This window comes from Kribbella sp. NBC_01510 (genome assembly GCF_045040325.1).
GTDB lineage: Bacteria > Actinomycetota > Actinomycetes > Propionibacteriales > Kribbellaceae > Kribbella.
The window spans coordinates 2,511,134-2,528,577 of record NZ_CP109418.1; the positions used below are offsets into that span (position 1 = coordinate 2,511,134).

Genomic DNA, 17,444 nt, shown 5'->3' on the forward strand with positions numbered 1-17,444 from the left:
CGTTTGATGTCACGACGCCACTGGTTCGAGCCGCGGTGAGCGCTTCCGATCGAGGAGCAGTGCGCAGCCCGCCAGACCCAGCGCGATGAACAACCACACCGCCATGAACGCCACCCGGTAGCCGTGGGTGAGCGCGGTCGGTGTGGCACCCGTCGTACTGGCTGTGGCGACCGCGGAGAGTACGGCGATGCCTACTGCACCACCGATCTGGAAGCTGGCGTTCTGCAGACCGGAGGCGACGCCGGAGTCCGGGCCGGCCACGTCGCTGAGGGCGGCGATGGCCCCTGCGACCGTTCCGGCGCCCAGTCCGGCGCCGAAGATCGTCAGACCCCAGAAGGCCAGCTCGAAATACCCGGAGTCCACGGTGAGCTGAGTCATCACGGTGGTGCCGACGCCGGCGAGCAGTAGCGAGACGAACGCGACCCTGCGCATTCCCACTCGGGTGACGAGGTGCTGTCCGACCATGGAGCCGACTACTGCGGCAGCCGCGAGTACGGCGGACATGAGGCCGTAGCGGATCGCGGAGACTCCCAGCGCCAGTTGGGCGTACTGCGTATAGATGAAGTTCAGCCCGAATGCCGCCAGCCCCCAAGCGATCGTGATGAGGTTGCCGCCGACCAGCGCGCGCGAGCGGAAGATCCGCAGCGGTACGAGCGGTGCGGCCGACCGCTTCTCCACGACCACGAACAGCCCGAACAGCCCAGCCGACAACAGCACAAGCAAGACAGTCCACCCGATCGCCGAGTCAGGCACTTCGATGACGGCGTACACGAGCACGATGAGCGCGGCGGTCACCGTGACAGCGCCGGCCACGTCGAAACCGCGGCGGCCCGGACCACGGCTGTCCAGCAGCAGAACGGGAGCCAGTACGGCGACCAGCAGGCAGACCGGCACGTTGATGAAGAAGATCCACTGCCAGCCGAGTCCGTCCGTGACGGGCCCTCCGATGAGGGACCCCGCCGTACCACCGACACCACTGGTCGCTCCCCAGATCCCGAGCGCCTTGTTGCGATCCGGACCCTCGGGGAACGTGGTCATCACGATCGACAGCGCACTCGGCGCCAGTACGGCGGCCGCCGCGCCCTGCAGCCCTCGCGCGAGGACCAGGGCGTCACCGCTCCACGCGAACCCGCAGAGCAGCGAAGACCCGGCGAACAGCAGCAGTCCGGTGATGAACACCCGCCGCCTACCCAGCAGGTCGGAGATGCGGCCACCGAGCAGGAGCAGGCCGCCGAACATCAGCGCGTAGCCGCTCGGCACCCACTGCACGCCACCGGTCGAGAAGGTCAGCTCACGCTCGATCGACGGTACGGCGACCAGCACGATCGACGCGTCCAGGATGATCATGAACCCGGTCAGGCAGAGCAGCGCCAGTGCGAACCAGCGCTTCGATTCGGTAACCATCTGACATCTCCAGTACGGCGGGGACGCCCGGGCTGAGCGTCACTCGGTGGAGACGTCGGGTTCACTGGGACCACTTCGACATTTCGAACTGTCGAACTTGTGCACCCCTGTTCCGACGTACCGGATGACAGGGGGTCACAGCGGCCTCCGCGAGGGACAGGATGGTGCCTGTGAAGTACATGCTGCTGATCTACAGCAACGCCGAGAGCTGGGCGAGCCTGTCCGCCGAGCAACGCGAGGGTCTGTCCCGGGCGCACGAATCACTGTCGCGTGAGCTCACTGAGCAGGGCCTTCTGGTCAGTGCGGCCGGACTGGCGGATCCCATCACCACCCGGACGGTGCAGGTGCGTGACGACACCGCGACCACCACCGACGGACCGTACGCCGAGGCCAAGGAGCATCTGGCCGGGTTCTACCTGGTCGAGTGCGACGACATCGACCAGGCGATCGGCTACGCGGCCCGGATGCCGGACGCGGAGTACGTCGCCGTGGAGGTGCGGCCGGTGATGGACGCGTCCGGGCTGGAGATGTGAGCGACCCCGCCGGCCGGTCCGAGTCCGGCGACTTCGAGCTGCTGCTGCGTGAGCAGGCGCCGCAGGTGCTGAGCGCGCTGGTCCGGCACTACGGGCACTTCGACCTGGCCGAGGAAGCGGTCCAGGAGGCGCTGCTCGCGGCGGCTCAGCAGTGGCCGAGCGAGGGCGTGCCGGACAACCCGCGCGGATGGCTGATCCGGGTCGGGTCGCGCCGGCTGACCGATCTGCTGCGCAGCGAGTCGGCCCGGCGGCGGCGCGAGGAGAACGTGGCCCAGCTCGCCCCGCCCGAGGAATTCGTTGCTGCAGGCCCGGAAATCGACGATCCGGGCGGCCGGGACGACACGCTGACGCTGCTGTTCCTGTGCTGCCACCCGGCGCTGTCGCCGGCCTCGCAGATCGCGCTGACGCTGCGCGCGGTCGGTGGTCTCACCACCGCGCAGATCGCGGCCGCGTTCTTGGTGCCGGAGGCAACCATGGCGCAGCGGATCAGCCGGGCGAAACGCAGTATCAAGCAGGCGGGCAGTACGTTCGAGCTGCCGCCCGAGGCGGAGCGAGACGAGCGGATGGGCGCCGTACTGCACGTCCTCTACCTGATCTTCAACGAGGGCTACACCGCCTCGTCGGGTACGTCGTTGCACAGCGCGGAGCTCACGACGGAAGCGATCCGGCTGGTGCGGGGCGTGCGCAGGCTGCTGCCCGATGACGGTGAGGTGGCGGGGTTGCTGGCGCTCATGCTGCTCACCGATGCGCGTCGGCCCGCGCGTACCGGTGCGGAAGGTTCGCTGATCCCGCTGGCCGAGCAGGACCGGTCCAAGTGGAACAAGGCGGTCATCGTCGAGGGTGAAGCGCTGGTGACGGATGCGCTGTCCCGTACGCAGCTGGGCCCGTATCAGGTGCAGGCCGCGATCGCCGCGGTACATGACACCGCCGAACGGGCTGAGGACACGGACTGGCGGCAGATCGTCGCGTTGTACGACGTACTCGAGCAGATGGTCGACAATCCGATGGTGAAGCTCAACCACGCGGTCGCGGTGGCCATGGCGGTCGGTCCGAAGGAGGGACTCGCCGTACTCGAACCACTCGAGTCCGACGACCGCATGACCGATCACCACCGGCTGGAGGCGGTCCGCGCGCACCTGCTGGAGATGTCGGGCGATCTGGCCGCCGCGCGCGAGAGTTACCTGCTGGCGGCCCGCCGTACGACGAGTGTCCCGGAACGCAACTACCTGCAGTCGAAGGCGGACCGGCTGACCTGACTCGCGGTGCTCCCGGACATGTGTCAGGTTTGAGCCGTGGATCTGACCAGGGCCTCACTCCTCCGGGAGATGCTGACCGGTACTGAGCTGGGAAGCCGGACGACCGAGTTCGCGCACTCACTGCGGCGGTTCACCACCCGGACCGGTGGGCTGATGCTGTTCGGGCCGGTCGACGACGAGCCGTGGCACCTGACCGCGCACCTGGACGACGAACTGCACCGGGCCGGGGTCGACGACGTCCGGCCGTCGCTGGTCCGCTGGGCGCCGCCACCGGACGCACCGCCGCACCTGGCGATCGGACTGGACCGGTTGCGCGACGCGGGCCGCGGCGAGTCGCTGCTGGTGGTGGCCGAGGAGGACCCGGCGGAGACGCTGCTCGAGCGGATCAGCGACGTACGGCGCCGGGGTACGACGATCTTCAGCATCGGGAACGGGGACAAGGAGCTGACATCGCTCAGCCACGAGACGCTGGTGCCGGAGTTGCTGGTGCCGGACGGGTTCGGGTGGACGAGCCGGCGGATCGAGCTCGACCACGACGAGCCGCAGGCCGCGCTGACCGATGTGGAGCCACAGACCACGGAGGGGTTCGAGATGGCGCAGCACCTGGTCAGCCTGGCCGCGGCCGACCAGGACGCCGGTCAGCCCGGCTGGCGCCGCCGGCTCCGCGCCGCCATCGAACGCCTGTCCGGCGAGCCCGCCTAGCGCTGCAAACAGCCCGCTTAGTCGCTAGGCGTCGAGGTAGAGCGCGGCCAGTCGGGGCAGGCGGGTCTCCAGGTCGTCCTCGTCGTCGAAGTCGATCTCCTTGCCGGCCGGCAGGTCCGGCGTGTCCGGCGCCTCCGCGTCGACCGCCTTCCAGTACGCCGCCTCGTCGCCGGTCACGTTCTTGTACGCGTGACTGCCGACATGCAGCAGGCCTTCACCGTCGAATCCCTCGAAGCCTTCCGGCCGGTCCTCGTCGACCACGTCGGCGAGCGAGTCCGGCTCGGCCAGCGCGGCCTCCCAGACCTCCCGCCCTTGCGCGACCAGCCAGCCCCGGAACGAGTCGAACCCGTCCTCCGAGGCCCCCGAGTTGATCAGGTACGCCGCCGCCCACAGATCCCACCGGAAAGACTCGACCTGCAATCGCGCGAGCTCGACCCCGAACCCCGCGATCTCCTCGGCCTCCAGCCCACCCAGCACCTTGGTCAGCGCGTCCGCAACCCCGTCCGGATCCGCCACGGTGTCATCCACCCCACCGCGCGCATCCTCAACCAGCCCCCAGAATCCATCCCTGTCCACCCCCAAAGCGTCTCACCACCCCTAGGCCAAACGGGAGCGCTGATTGCAGGTGATTTATGACAGGTCGCGTTGGTAGACCGTGACGGGGATGCCTTCGCCGAAGGTTTTGGACTGGGTTAGGTTCCACTTGGTCTTTTGGGGGCCTTCGGCGAAGAGGTGGCGGCCGGTGCCGAGGATGACGGGGAAGGTCATCAGGTGGATCTCGTCGACCAGGTCGGCGGCGAGGAGTGCCTGGACCAGACGGATGCTGCCCGGGACCTGGATCTCGCCGGTGACCTCGTTCTTGAGCTTGGTCACCTCCGCGACCACGTCGCCTGACAGCACTCTGGTGTTGTTCCAGGCGGGGTCGGTCAGCGTGGTGGAGACGACGTACTTCGGCATGCTGTTGTATTTGTCGGCCAGCTCGCCCTCGTAGTTCGGCCAGGCGGCCGCGAAGCCTTCGTACGTCGTCCGCCCGATCAGCAACGCCTCCGCGCCGAGCGCCTCGTCGTGCTTGAACCGCTCGCCGTCCTCACCACGGTCGAACTCGAAGCTCCACTCGGCGTACTTGAAATCGCCCCCGCCCGGCGCCTCGGCGACCCCGTCGAGCGAGATGAACGTCGTCACCACCAGCGTCCCCATGGCAGTCACACCTCGTGTGCGAACTGGCGCAGGACGGGAGCGAGCACGGACGGCTCCGTGCTGTGGTTCTCACCCGGGACAGGCTTCAGCGTCGCGGTCCGGAGGTGAGCGGCCATCGCTTCCGCACCCGAGACCAGCCACGGCGCCGTCTTGTCGCCGTGCATGACCAGGACCGGTACGTCGATCGCCGCCCAGCGATCCGCGGGCAGTGGGTTGCCGGACATCGTGGTCCCCATGATGCGGCCGTCGTACGAGATCGTGGGCGCGATGTCCTCGACCGGCGCCCAGTACGGACTCTGCCGGATCCCGGCAACGAACTCGGCCGGCATCCCGGCCGCGGCTGTCATGAACAGCTCCGCCGCCTTGTCTCGCTGACCGGCCGCGACGAAAGCGTCGAGTTGCTCGACGTAGTCGGATGGCAGCGGCGGACGCGAGTCGTCGACCACCACCGGCGGCTCGAACAGGGTCAGGGCGGAGATCGGCAGCCCGGCCGCCGCCGCGTCCAGAACGAGGAGTGAACCGGAGGACCAGCCGAACACGATGGCCGGCTGCCCGGCGTCCTCGATCAGCGCGGCGAGGTCCTCGACCTCCCGGCGGATCGCGTACGGCGCGGTGTCGGTGCTCTCACCACGTCCGCGCCGGTCGTAGGCGTAGACCCGGAATTCGTCGCTCAGCAGCTTCGCCACCTCGGCATTCGCCGGGTTGACCGCGCGGTGGGCGGTGGCGCCGTCGACCATGATCAGCGGCCGCCCCTCGCCCCACGCCTCGAAGGCGATCGTCGTGCCGTCGGCGGACTTCAGTGTGCTCATAGTCCCTCTCCTCTGTGATCGTTGGGAACTGGACCGTACAGTACTCAGAAAGGAACTGGACTGTCTAGTATGATTTCCGTGACCGCAGAGGAGGACGTCGTGGAGTATCGACAGCGGGCCGCCGTCTGGCAGCCGGAGCAGGCCGTCACGATCGAGGGCGAGGGCCGGACGCCGCGCAAGCGCCGGGCGATCCTGGCGGCGGCGACCGAGGTTTTCCTCCAGCACGGGTACCTCGGCGCGAGCATGGACGAGGTCGCCGCGAAGGCCGGCGTCTCCAAACAGACCGTCTACAAGCAGTTCGAGAACAAGGAACGCCTGTTCGCCGAGATCGTCCTCGGCACCAGCGATCAGCTGATGGACGGACTCGTCCAGGCGTACGCCGAGACCCTCGACGGGGCCGTGGACGCGCGCGAAGGCCTGCAGGCGCTGGCTCGCCGACTGCTCGACAGCCTCACCGCAGCCAGCGTCCTCCAGTTGCGTCGGCTCGTGATCGCCGAGGCCGATCGGTTCCCCGAGGTGTGCGGGGCCTGGTTCACCAGCGGTTTCGAGAAGTCACTGGAGGCACTGGGCGAAGCGCTCACCCGGCTGACCGAACGCGGTTTGCTCCGTGAGCTCGAGGACCCGACACTCGCGGCGTACCAGTTCGCCGGGCTGGTCATGTACAAGCCGATGAACCGGGCCATGTTCGCCGGCACCCGGGAGCGCCCGAAGCCAAATGAGCTCGACAAGCTCGCCGATCAGGCGACCGAGGTCTTCCTCGCCGCCTACGGCGCCTGACTGCTAGGCGTCGTCCCCGAGGGAAGGGGGCGCCTTCGTTCTTGACGGATTGGTGACGTGGCGGTGGATCCGCCAGCCGGCCCAGGCCAGGAGGCCCACCGGGATCGGCAGCCAGAAGGAGACGAGCCGGTACAGGAGCGTCCCGATGAGTGCTGTGTCCGCGGGGATTCCGATGACGACGAGCAGCGCTGCGAGACCGGCGTCGACGAAGCCGAGACCACCCGGCGTCACCGGGACCATTGCGAGGGCTTGAGCAACGACATAGGCCAGGAGCACCTCGGAGGGGCGCGCATGCGCATTGAGCGCCACCAGCGCGACCACGAGTGCGGCGTAGTCGAACATGCGGTTCGCGGCCGCCGCGAGGGCCGCAGCCCACCAGCGGCCCTTGAACGCAGCGGCAACCCGGTCCCGCTGCGTGACCAACTGCGCGGCGCAGCTGTCGGCGGTCACGCTGCGCTTGACCACGTGGATGATGCGACCGGCCGCACGACCGACCACTACGACAAACCGGCTCCAGGTGAGCGCGGTGAGCCCGAGACCGACGATGACGATCGCCATGATCAGCGAGACCAGGAGGCCGAGCTCCAGCTGCCGGGCCGGCGGTGGACCGATCAGCAGCGCGGGCACCGTGAGGACGGGCAACAGCAACAGCACACCGGTGGTCATCAGGCCGATCGCGGTGACAGCGGAGGCGACGACTGCCGACGGCTGCCCGGCTTGGATCAGGAGTTTGGCTTGGACGACACTGCCGGTGGCGGCGCCGCCGGGGACGACCTTGCTGGCTGCGTTCCCGGCCAGTTGCGCCGTGGCGATCGTGCCCCAACCCGGATGGCCTGGTGGCGGCGCCTCGTCCACGGCGTTGTCATCGGCCTGCTGGGTCAAGGCCAATCGGGCGAGCCACCACAGTGCGGCGAAGCTGCAGGTCTCCAGTAGCGCGAGGACCGGGAACCACCAGGGTTCCACGTCCGCGAGGCGTGGCCAGGCTCCGAAGAGGGACAGCAGGCTCGGCGCCACGATGTACAGGCTGACACCGGTGATCGCCAAGCCGACCGCGCGGCCGCCCCATCGCCGCACCAAACCCCCGCCAGCGACGCGCATGTCTCACCTCGCTCAGTGGACCACTCGCCTCGCCACCATAGCGCGACCAGCCGGGTCGACCATCCGCCGCAAAGTATGAGGCCGGTCGGTGGAGCCGCGGCTCAGAGGGTGCCGCGGGTCGAGGTCCGTACGACGAGCTCGGGGGTGAACGTGACCCGCTGGTGTTCGTGGTCCGGGTTGGACGACTCGTCCAGCAGCAGCTCCGCGGCTGTCCGGCCGAGTAGCTGCCGCGGCTGACGGACCGACGTCAGCGGTACGGCGGCCGCCTCGGCGAACTCGATGTCGTCGTACCCGACGATGGCGAGGTCCTCGGGAACACGCAGGCCGAGGCTGACGCACTGCTGCAGGAGGCCGAGGGCGAGCAGGTCGTTCGCGCAGAACGCGGCGGTCGGGCGGCGGGCCGCCGGGAGGCCGGCGAGTCGTTGCCCTGCGCCCCTGCCTTCGGCGACGGTGAGGGCGCCGGTGGTCAGTTCGATCAGGTTCTCCGGTGGTTTGCCGGCCTTGCGCAGTGCGCTGCGGGCGCCATCACGGCGGTCGATGACCTGGCCGATCGTGTTCGGGCCGCCGACGTACGCGATCCGTTCGTGGCCGAGCTCGAGCAGGTGGGCGATGGCGAGCTCACCGCCGAGTACGTCGTTCACCGCGACCGAGCAGTGCTCGCCGTCGTCGATGGCGCGGTCGACCACGACCACCGGCGTACCGCGGGAGGGGAGTTTGCGCAGGCGGGAGGAGTTCTGGTCGATCGGGGTGATCAGGATGCCCTGCACGCGTTGCTGTTCGAGCAGGTCGAGGTAGTCGGCTTCGCGGTCGACGTCCTCGTTACTATTGCAGAGGAAGACCGACAGGCCGGCCGCGCGGGCCGCCTCCTCGACGCCCTTCGCGACGTCGGTGAAGAACGGGTTCCCGGCGTCGAGCATCAGGTAGGCGAGGATCCGGCTGCTGCCGGCGCGGAGCTGCCGCGCCGACTCGTTCCGCACGAACCCCAGCGAGGCCATCGCCGCCTCGACCTTCGCCCGCGTCAACGGACTGACCACCTCGGGCCGGTTGAGCACGTTGGAAACAGTTCCCAAACTCACTCCCGCTGCCGCCGCCACTGCCTTGACGCCCGCGGCATGCCGCTTCGCGGCCCGCCGGCGCCGGCCTCCTACCCCGGAGGAGGAGGGAGAAGGGGAGGTCGTGCGGGAGGGGCCGGAGGTCTGCTCGGGCGCGCTGTCTGCCGGCATGCTCATCCTCCCCGCGTCAAGAGTCCTGCGACGGACCGGTTTGAAACGTCTTAGCTGGCGAAGCCTACCTGGTTGTCGGGTGATTTCCGCAGTAATGGTCCGGGATCGGACGCCGACAGGTGGGCGAGGTCTTGACGGCTGGAGGGGCCCGCGCTTACGTTCGTGCAGTCCTCTTGAAACCTTTCAGCTTCTGGCCGCCCCGAGTTGGAGGTGACTATGGCCGACGGGCTGTCTATCCGCCTCGGCGTGTCGGTCGACCCCGCCCGCGGCTCCCCGGTGTCGAGGGTCGGCCCGAGTTCTCCGCCGCCAGTCTCGACCAGTTCAACTTCTGAGGGCATCTTGTGAATCGCTACTGCTTCTGCCTCCAGGTCAGACCCGACCGCCTCGACGAGTACGTCGAACGCCACCGGAACGTCTGGCCGGACATGCAGGCCGCGCTGCGGGACTCCGGCTGGCACAACTACTCGCTGTTCCTCCGCGACGACGGCCTGCTGATCGGGTACGTCGAGTCCGCGGACCTGGAGGCCGCGCAGAAGGCGATGGCGGCGACCGAGGTCAACACCCGCTGGCAAGCCCAGATGACCGAGTTCTTCAGCGGCACAGACGGCCGGCCGCCGGACGAGTTGTTCCAGCTGCTGCCCGAGATCTTCCACCTGACTGCGTTGGATATTGAAGGGGACTGAACCATGACGACCGAAGCCGTGAAGGCCGCCCTCAGCCGCCAGGAGATCGAACTGCCCTCGTGGGCGTTCGGGAACTCCGGCACCCGGTTCAAGGTGTTCAGCCAGCCGGGGGTGCCGCGCTCACCGGAGGAGAAGATCGCCGACGCCGCGGTCGTGCACAAGTACACCGGCGTCGCGCCGAGCGTCGCCCTGCACATCCCGTGGGACAAGGTGGACGACTACGCGCGGCTCTCGGCGTATGCGAAGGAGCAGGGCGTCCGGCTCGGCGCGATCAACAGCAACGTCTTCCAGGACGACGACTACAAGCTGGGCAGCGTCACCAACCCGGACCCCGCGGTCCGGCGGAAGGCGACCGACCACCTGCTCGAGTGTGTCGACATCATGGACGCGACTGGGTCGAGGGACCTGAAGCTGTGGTTCTCCGACGGCACCAACTACCCGGGCCAGGACGACATCCAGGACCGGCAGGACCGGCTCGCGACCGCGCTGAAGGAGGTGTACGACCGGCTCGGCGACGACCAGCGGATGCTGCTGGAGTACAAGCTGTTCGAGCCCGCCTTCTACACCACGGACGTGCCGGACTGGGGTACGTCGTACGCGCACTGTCTCGAACTGGGGCCGAAGGCAACGGTCTGCATCGACACCGGGCACCATGCGCCGGGCACCAACATCGAGTTCATCGTCGCCTTCCTGCTCCGGGTCGAGAAGCTGGGGGCGTTCGACTTCAACAGCCGCTTCTACGCCGACGACGACCTGATGGTCGGGGCGGCGGACCCGTTCCAGCTGTTCCGGATCATGAACGAGATCGTCCGTGGCGACGCGCTCGACCCGGACCGCGGGATCGCCTTCATGCTCGACCAGTGCCACAACATCGAGATGAAGATCCCGGCCATCATCCGCTCGGTGATGAACGTCCAGGAGGCCACCGCGAAGGCGCTGCTGGTCGACCGGGACGCGTTGCGCGCGGCCCAGCGATCGGGTGACGTACTCGAGGCCAACGCCGCGCTGATGGATGCCTACAACACCGACGTCCGCCCGCTGCTCGCCGACCTGCGCGAGTCGCAGGGCCTGGATCCGAACCCGGTCGCCGCCTACCAACGCAGCGGGTACTACGAACAGATCGTCAAGGACCGCGCCGACGGTCAGCAAGCCGGATGGGGAGCCTGAAACAGATGACCGTTTCTGATTCTTCCCCCACCCCACCGCCCCGGTCAGGCACTGCAGCCGAACTCGTTGCGCGGAGCAACCGACTCGGTGCCGATCCGCGCAACACCAACTACGCCGGCGGGAACACGTCGGCGAAGGGGACGGCGACCGACCCGGTGACGCAGCAACCCGTCGACCTGGTCTGGGTGAAGGGGTCCGGTGGCGACCTCGGCACGCTGACGGCGAAGGGTCTCGCCGTACTGCGGCTGGACCGCCTGAACTCGCTGGTCGACGTGTACCCCGGCGTCGACCGCGAGGACGAGATGGTTGCCGCGTTCGACTATTGCCTGCACGGCAAGGGCGGCGCGGCTCCGTCGATCGACACCGCGATGCACGGTCTGGTCGACGCTCCGCATGTCGACCACCTGCACCCGGACTCCGGGATCGCGCTGGCGACCGCGGCCGACGGGGAGAAGCTGACCACGGAGTGCTTCGGTGAGCGAGTGGTCTGGGTGCCGTGGCGGCGGCCCGGGTTTCAGCTGGGTCTCGACATCGCGGCCGTGAAGCGGGAGAACCCGGAGGCGATCGGCTGCATCCTCGGCGGTCACGGCATCACCGCGTGGGGCAACACATCGGCGGAGTGCGAGGCCAACTCGCTGGAGATCATCCGTACGGCGGAAGCCTTCCTGGCCGACCGTGGTGTCGCCGAACCCTTCGGTGCTGTGGTCGAAGGCTTCGAGGCGCTACCTCCTGAAGAACGCCGTCAGCGCGCTGCCGCCCTGTCCCCGGTGATCCGCGGCCTGGCGTCCACCGACAAGCCACAGGTCGGTCACTACACCGACTCCGAGGTCGTCCTGGAGTTCACCGCGCGGGAGAAGCTGGCCGAGCTGGCCGCGCTGGGTACCTCCTGCCCGGATCACTTCCTGCGCACGAAGGTCCGGCCGTTGGTGCTGGACCTGCCTGCGACGGCGCCGCTGGAGGATGCGGTGGCGCGGCTTCGCGAGTTGCACGCGGCGTACCGCGAGGACTACGCCGCCTACTACAACCGGCACGCGGAACCGGACAGCCCGGCGATGCGGGGTGCGGATCCGGCGATCGTGCTGGTGCCCGGGGTCGGCATGTTCAGCTTCGGCAAGGACAAGCAGACCGCGCGGGTGGCCGGCGAGTTCTACGTGAACGCGATCAACGTGATGCGGGGCGCCGAAGCGGTGTCGACGTACGCGCCGATCGACGAGCGGGAGAAGTTCCGGATCGAGTACTGGGCGCTGGAAGAGGCGAAGCTGCAGCGGATGCCGAAGGCGAAGCCGCTGGCGACGCGGGTCGCGTTCGTCACCGGTGGCGGGTCGGGGATCGGCAAGGCGATCGCTCAGCGGCTGGCGGCCGAGGGCGCCTGTGTCGTGGTGGCGGACCTGGATCTGGCTGCGGCCGAGGCGGTGGCGAAGGAGATCGGGTCGTCCGACGTGGCCGTTGCCGTGGGCGCCGATGTCTCGTCGGGCGAGGCGGTGGAGGCGGCCCTGCGCGAGGCCGTACTCGCCTTCGGCGGCGTCGATCTGATTGTCAACAATGCCGGATTGTCGATCTCGAAGTCGTTGCTGGAGACCACCGAGCGCGACTGGGACCTGCAGCACGACGTGATGGCGAAGGGTTCGTTCCTGGTGTCCCGGGCGGCCGCGAAGGTGCTGATCGATCAGGGCCTCGGCGGCGACATCGTCTACATCTCCAGTAAGAACTCGGTGTTCGCCGGCCCGAACAACGTCGCGTACGGCGCGGCCAAGGCGGACCAGGCACATCAGGTACGGCTGCTCGCGGCCGAGCTCGGCGGGTACGGCATCCGTGTCAACGGGGTGAACCCGGACGGCGTCGTCCGGGGATCCGGGATCTTCGCGAAGGGCTGGGGTGCGCAGCGCGCAGCGGTGTACGGCGTACCGGAGTCGGAGCTCGGCGCGTACTACGCGCAGCGGACGTTGCTCAAGCGGGAGGTTCTGCCGGAACACGTGGCGGCCGCTGTGTTCGCGCTGACCGGTGGCGAGCTGACCCACACGACCGGTCTGCACGTGCCTGTCGACGCCGGCGTGGCCGCCGCGTTCCTGCGATAGGAGTCGCATGACCGAGTTGGATGTCCGCCAGGTGTCCCGATGAAGCGTGTTGCCGCAGTCGATCTGGGCGCGTCCAGCGGGCGGGTGATGCTGGGCGCGGTCGGTGACGGCCGCCTCCACCTGACCGAGGTCCATCGCTTCTGGAACGGCCCGGTCCGGGTGCGAGACACCTTGCACTGGGACATCCTGCATCTCCATCGCGCCATGCTCGACGGCCTGCGCTCGACCGGCCCGGTGGACGGCATCGGGATCGACTCGTGGGCTGTCGACTACGGCTTGCTCGACAACGCGGGTCGCCTTCTGAGCAACCCGGTCCACTACCGCGACGCCCGCACCGACGGCGTGATGGAACGCGTCCTGGAATCCGTGCCGGCCGCCGACCTGTACGACATCACGGGCCTTCAGCAACTACCGTTCAACACCATCTGCCAATTGGTGGTCGAGCCGTTCCTCAGCCAGGCGGAAACCTTGCTGATGATCCCGGATCTCCTTGGGTACTGGCTGACTGGGGAGATCGGGGCCGAGCGGACGAACGCGTCCACCACGCAGTTGTACGACGTGCGCGCTCGGGAGTGGAGTGAGCAACTGGCGGCGCGCGTCGGGGTGCCGCCGGGGGTTCTGCCGGAGTTGCGAGAGCCGGGAGATGTGATCGGCACGTTGTTGCCGGCGGTGGCGGAGGAGACTGGGCTCGATCCCGCGACGCGGGTGATCGCGGTCGGGTCGCACGACACGGCTTCGGCCGTCGTGGCTGTGCCTGCGGAGGGCGAGCACTTCGCGTACATCTCGTCGGGCACTTGGTCGCTGGTCGGGCTGGAGCTGGACCAGCCGGTGCTGACGGACGAGGCCCGGGCGGCCAACTTCACGCACGAGGGTGGGGTCGACGGGCGGATCCGATTCCTGCGGAACGTGATGGGCCTGTGGATCCTGCAGGAGTGCCTGCGGGTCTGGGGCACCACCGAGTTGCCGCGGTTGCTGCGTGAGGCGGCCGAGGTGCCGCCGTTCGTCGTACTGATCGATCCGGACGCCCCGGAGTTCCTTGCCCCCGGCAACATGCCGCGGCGGATCGAGGAGCACTGCCGGGCGACCGGGCAGGAACCGCCGTCGTCGCGCGCCGCCCTCGTCCGATGTGTGCTGGAGAGTCTCGCGCTCGCCTACCGCCGGACGTTGCGTCAGGCGCAGACGATCGCGGACCGGCAGGTCGACGTACTGCATGTCATCGGTGGCGGCTCGCAGAACGAACTGCTCTGCCAGTTGACCGCCGACGCGTGTGGGTTGCCTGTGCTGGCCGGGCCGGTCGAGGCTTCGGCGCTGGGCAACGTTCTGGTTCAGGCTCGCGCGCTGGGCGAGCCGTTGCCGGATCTGGGCGCGATGCGCGCGCTGGTCCGGTCCACGCTTCACCTGCGGCGCTACGAGCCGCAGGGCAAACCGGCCGACTGGGACGCCGCCGAGTCCCGGATGTTCGGAACAGGGTGATCCGCATGACCGTCCTCCCCCAGGAACTCCGCCCCCTCGCTCGCCGGGTCCCACCCCGCGAGATCAGCCACGATGAACTGCAACTCCTCCGGTTGCTCGCCACCGGCCTCCCGGTCGACGGCGTGGCCCGGCGTCTCGATCTCTCCGAACGCACTGTCCGCCGCCGCACCCGCCTGATCTGCGACCGCCTCGGCTTCAGCACCGCCATCGAAGCCATCGTCTGGGCCGCCCGCCGCGGCCTGGTGTGAGCTGTTGGCAGCCGCTGACCATTGAGGTGATCGGCTGCTGCTCAGATCAGGTACCTGAATTCTGGTGAGTTCGGGTTGATGCGCTCGATGTCGAGCGGCGCGGCGTCCATGCGCGCCAGCAAGCCCTCGAGGTCGTCGGGCCGGCTGATCTCGATGCCGACCAGGGCGACGCCGGTTTCGCGGTTGTTGCGTTTGACGTACTCGAAGAGCGTGATGTCGTCGTCGGGGCCGAGGGCCTCGTCGAGGAACTGGCGGAGGGCGCCGGGCTCCTGCGGGAACGTCACCAGGAAGTAGTGCTTCAGCCCTTTGTGGACGAGCGATCGCTCGAGGATCTCGCCGTACCGGCTGACGTCGTTGTTCCCACCGGACAGCAGGCAGACCACGGTCTCGCCGGGTCGCACGGTCAGATCGTTGCCCAAGGCACCTGTCGCCAGTGCGCCCGCGGGCTCGGCGATCAAACCGTCCGTCTGGTAGAGCTCGAGCATCTCCGAGCACACCAGACCCTCGGGCACCGACATCATCTCGACGCCGGTCCGCTCGACCAACGGCAGCGTCACCTCACCGACCCGCCGTACGGCGGCGCCGTCCACGAAGCTGTCCAGGTGCGGCAACGTCACCGGCTCACCGGCCGCCAGCGCCGCAGCCATACTCGCCGCGCCGGCCGGCTCGACACCAACGATGCGTACGCCGGGATGCCGCTCAGTCAGCCAGGTCGCGACACCTGCCACCAGCCCGCCACCGCCGACCGGAACCACCAGTACGTCGGGCGCCTGACCGAGCTGCTCGACCAGCTCGACGGCCACAGTCCCTTGCCCTGCAACGGTTCTGAGGTCGTCGAACGCCGGGACCATCGTCGCCCCGGTGGCCTCGCCTTCCGCGTGCGCCGCGGCGGCCGCGTCGTCGTACGTGTCGCCGGTGACGATCACCTTGATCTGCTTGCCGCCGAGCGCCGCGATCCGGTCCCGCTTCTGGCGTGGCGTCGTACGCGGAACGTAGACCTTGCCGTGGACACCGAGGATGTGGCACGAGTACGCCAGCCCCTGGCCGTGGTTGCCTGCGCTCGCGCAGACGACACCCGCCGACTTGGCCGCGTCGTCGAGCTGGGCGATCAGGTTGTAAGCGCCGCGGAGCTTGTAGGAGCGGCCGATCTGCAGGTCCTCCCGCTTCAGCCAGACCTGCGCGCCGGTGCGTTCGGAGAGCCGGAGGTTGCGTTGCAACGGCGTCCGGACGGCGACGCCGTCCAGTCGCTTGACTGCCGCCTCGATGGCTTCCGCGTCAAGGGATTGCGGGGTGGATCGAGCGACTGAACTACTGCCCTGCATGACGTTCCTTCCCGTGCATTTGCACGATCTTCGCAGTTTCGCTCGCAGCACAAGACAATCCGGGTCCACACTACGGACGTGCAGATACCTTTGCGTATCAGACTCTTGCACTATGCGTGAAACAGCCCTTCACTGGGCAGTCTAGTTTTCATACGCTCACTCGGTGTAACGGCCAGGGGTCTGGACGGGATGAGCCGAGTAAAGCCGGTCAGAAGGACTGGAGGGCAGGATGGAACTGATTCCGTTCAGTCTGTGGGGCGACGCCTTGTGGTGCGGTCAGGAGGTCGTGCGGGAGACACCGCACGAGCAGGCGATCCGAAGCCTGTTTCCCGACCCCATCCCGGCGCGCGGCGCAGACCTGGACACCGATGCGGACCTCGTCCCGGAACCGCACAACCGTTTCGACCCCCGATCGATCGCCGTACGGGTGCAGGGGAAGGTTGTCGGCTACCTGCCGAGGGACGACGCGCACCGGTATCACCCGGTGTTGTCAGAACTGGTGGCACAAGGCCTGCAACCGCAGGTGCCCTGTCACCTGTGGGTCAGTGAGTGGGAACCGGCGGACTGGGACGGCAAGGGCGACCAGGGTACCGAGTTCCACGCCAGCGTGGCGGTGGCCCTCGGCCAGCCGCACATGCTCGTCCCGGTGAATCTGCCGCCGCCCGGCAGCTATCACCTGCTGCCGCCCGGCAGTGGCATCGTCGTACCGGGCAGTGAGGTTCACCCGGATGTCCTGGCGCCGTTCTTCCGGGCGGAAGGCGAGTGCTGGGCGTACGCCACCATGCACGCGATCGAGGAGGAGGACAGCTTCCAGGACCGGCACCGGATCGTGGTCGAGATCCGGCTGGACGACGAACCGGTCGGCCGGCTCAGTCCACGGCTGAGCGCCGAGTTCCTGCCCGCCATCCACTACCTCACCGACATGCGTGCCGAGACCGCCGCCCGCGTCGCCGTTCGCGGCGACCGCATCGCATCGGAGGTGATCCTCTACGCGGCGCGAAGTCACGACCTCCCGGCAACCTGGCCGGACGGCTTGACCCGCTCCCCAGTCGCGTCCCCCCAATGGCACTACTGGGCTACGAAAGAGGCCAACTAGGCGGCTGCGCAGTACTCACCGGCCATCAAGGTCCCCTGGGTGGGTACTGCGGAGCTACTTGACCACCATCAGCCGAACGCCTCGGCGGATCCACCGGCGAGTACTTTGGCTGTATGGGAGTCGCTGTGATTGGGCCGGCCTGTCCGACCTGTGGGGATCGGGGAGTGCCGATCCTCTACGGTCTGCCGACCGCCAAGGCTCGGCGCGCGGCCTCGGCCGGGCGCGTCAAGCTCGCGGGCTGCGTCATGTCAGCCCAACCCGACCAGTGGTGCTGCCCCGCCGCCCACCAGTGGCGAGCCGGCGACGAGCAACTCCTGGTCGCCGCCATCGAGGCAGCCCTCGTCGGCCCCTGAGAGGTAGATCACGAGCTGGAAGGGTCAC

At 68.5% G+C, this 17,444-nt stretch carries 18 protein-coding genes; 11 read left to right on the forward strand and 7 right to left on the reverse strand.

Translation table 11 applies throughout. From position 1 onward, the window contains the following. Window positions 1-9: 9 nt before the first annotated feature. Complete coding sequence (locus OG558_RS12480) at window positions 10-1,404, reverse strand: MFS transporter (protein WP_405070364.1); 1,395 nt, start codon at window positions 1,402-1,404, stop codon at window positions 10-12. Window positions 1,405-1,583: 179 nt separating this feature from the next. Between OG558_RS12480 and OG558_RS12485 the strand changes: the two genes are divergently transcribed. The 3 genes from OG558_RS12485 to OG558_RS12495 are packed head-to-tail and all read left to right on the forward strand — an operon-like array spanning window position 1,584 to window position 3,895. Continuing rightward, window positions 1,584-1,937 (forward strand): YciI family protein, encoded by a 354-nt coding sequence (locus OG558_RS12485; RefSeq protein WP_328526901.1) that lies wholly within the window; start codon window positions 1,584-1,586, stop codon window positions 1,935-1,937. Continuing rightward, complete coding sequence (locus OG558_RS12490) at window positions 1,934-3,193, forward strand: RNA polymerase sigma factor (protein WP_405070365.1); 1,260 nt, start codon at window positions 1,934-1,936, stop codon at window positions 3,191-3,193. Before OG558_RS12485 ends, OG558_RS12490 begins: the two co-directional genes overlap by 4 nt. 36 nt (window positions 3,194-3,229) lie before the next feature. After that, the gene (locus OG558_RS12495; protein WP_405070366.1) at window positions 3,230-3,895 is read left to right on the forward strand and encodes a hypothetical protein; all 666 of its coding nucleotides are present in this window, start codon (window positions 3,230-3,232) and stop codon (window positions 3,893-3,895) included. A 24-nt stretch (window positions 3,896-3,919) separates the two neighbouring features. Here OG558_RS12495 and OG558_RS12500 read toward each other — a convergent pair whose 3' ends face one another. The 3 genes from OG558_RS12500 to OG558_RS12510 are packed head-to-tail and all read right to left on the reverse strand — an operon-like array spanning window position 3,920 to window position 5,901. Then, window positions 3,920-4,471 (reverse strand): DUF4240 domain-containing protein, encoded by a 552-nt coding sequence (locus tag OG558_RS12500; RefSeq protein WP_405070367.1) that lies wholly within the window; start codon window positions 4,469-4,471, stop codon window positions 3,920-3,922. A gap of 54 nt (window positions 4,472-4,525) precedes the next feature. Beyond that, window positions 4,526-5,092 (reverse strand): dihydrofolate reductase family protein, encoded by a 567-nt coding sequence (locus tag OG558_RS12505; protein ID WP_405070368.1) that lies wholly within the window; start codon window positions 5,090-5,092, stop codon window positions 4,526-4,528. A gap of 5 nt (window positions 5,093-5,097) precedes the next feature. Then, window positions 5,098-5,901, reverse strand: coding sequence for an alpha/beta fold hydrolase (locus OG558_RS12510; RefSeq protein WP_405070369.1), 804 nt, complete (start codon window positions 5,899-5,901; stop codon window positions 5,098-5,100). 78 nt (window positions 5,902-5,979) lie between these two features. Here OG558_RS12510 and OG558_RS12515 point away from each other — a divergent pair, with 78 nt between their 5' ends. Then, the gene (locus OG558_RS12515; protein WP_405070370.1) at window positions 5,980-6,678 is read left to right on the forward strand and encodes a TetR/AcrR family transcriptional regulator C-terminal domain-containing protein; all 699 of its coding nucleotides are present in this window, start codon (window positions 5,980-5,982) and stop codon (window positions 6,676-6,678) included. A gap of 3 nt (window positions 6,679-6,681) precedes the next feature. Here the strand turns inward: OG558_RS12515 and OG558_RS12520 are convergent, their stop codons facing one another. Then, window positions 6,682-7,776, reverse strand: a complete 1,095-nt coding sequence (locus OG558_RS12520) for a YbhN family protein (RefSeq protein ID WP_405070371.1) — start codon at window positions 7,774-7,776, stop codon at window positions 6,682-6,684. A gap of 101 nt (window positions 7,777-7,877) precedes the next feature. Then, the gene (locus tag OG558_RS12525) at window positions 7,878-9,005 is read right to left on the reverse strand and encodes a LacI family DNA-binding transcriptional regulator (RefSeq protein ID WP_405070372.1); all 1,128 of its coding nucleotides are present in this window, start codon (window positions 9,003-9,005) and stop codon (window positions 7,878-7,880) included. A 335-nt stretch (window positions 9,006-9,340) separates the two neighbouring features. Between OG558_RS12525 and OG558_RS12530 the strand changes: the two genes are divergently transcribed. From OG558_RS12530 to OG558_RS12550, 5 genes are read left to right on the forward strand one after another with little or no spacing between them, the layout of a single operon-like run. Beyond that, window positions 9,341-9,682, forward strand: a complete 342-nt coding sequence (locus OG558_RS12530) for an L-rhamnose mutarotase (RefSeq protein ID WP_405070373.1) — start codon at window positions 9,341-9,343, stop codon at window positions 9,680-9,682. Between the two features lie 3 nt (window positions 9,683-9,685). Further along, window positions 9,686-10,849: an L-rhamnose isomerase gene (gene rhaI, locus OG558_RS12535; protein ID WP_405070374.1), complete on the forward strand. Its 1,164-nt coding sequence runs from the start codon at window positions 9,686-9,688 to the stop codon at window positions 10,847-10,849. A gap of 5 nt (window positions 10,850-10,854) precedes the next feature. Continuing rightward, window positions 10,855-12,924, forward strand: a complete 2,070-nt coding sequence (locus tag OG558_RS12540; protein WP_405070375.1) for a bifunctional aldolase/short-chain dehydrogenase — start codon at window positions 10,855-10,857, stop codon at window positions 12,922-12,924. Between the two features lie 39 nt (window positions 12,925-12,963). Beyond that, complete coding sequence (locus OG558_RS12545) at window positions 12,964-14,397, forward strand: rhamnulokinase family protein (protein WP_405070376.1); 1,434 nt, start codon at window positions 12,964-12,966, stop codon at window positions 14,395-14,397. A 5-nt stretch (window positions 14,398-14,402) separates the two neighbouring features. Further along, the gene (locus OG558_RS12550) at window positions 14,403-14,645 is read left to right on the forward strand and encodes a LuxR C-terminal-related transcriptional regulator (protein ID WP_329483392.1); all 243 of its coding nucleotides are present in this window, start codon (window positions 14,403-14,405) and stop codon (window positions 14,643-14,645) included. A 41-nt stretch (window positions 14,646-14,686) separates the two neighbouring features. On the opposite strand, the gene ilvA is transcribed toward OG558_RS12550, so the two are convergent. Then, window positions 14,687-15,967, reverse strand: a complete 1,281-nt coding sequence (ilvA, locus tag OG558_RS12555; RefSeq protein ID WP_405070377.1) for a threonine ammonia-lyase IlvA — start codon at window positions 15,965-15,967, stop codon at window positions 14,687-14,689. A 229-nt stretch (window positions 15,968-16,196) separates the two neighbouring features. Here ilvA and OG558_RS12560 point away from each other — a divergent pair, with 229 nt between their 5' ends. Continuing rightward, a complete protein-coding gene (locus tag OG558_RS12560; RefSeq protein ID WP_405070378.1) occupies window positions 16,197-17,063 on the forward strand; it encodes an HIRAN domain-containing protein in 867 nt (288 codons plus the stop codon). A gap of 164 nt (window positions 17,064-17,227) precedes the next feature. Continuing rightward, the gene (locus OG558_RS12565) at window positions 17,228-17,416 is read left to right on the forward strand and encodes a hypothetical protein (RefSeq protein ID WP_329483395.1); all 189 of its coding nucleotides are present in this window, start codon (window positions 17,228-17,230) and stop codon (window positions 17,414-17,416) included. Window positions 17,417-17,444: the final 28 nt, after the last annotated feature.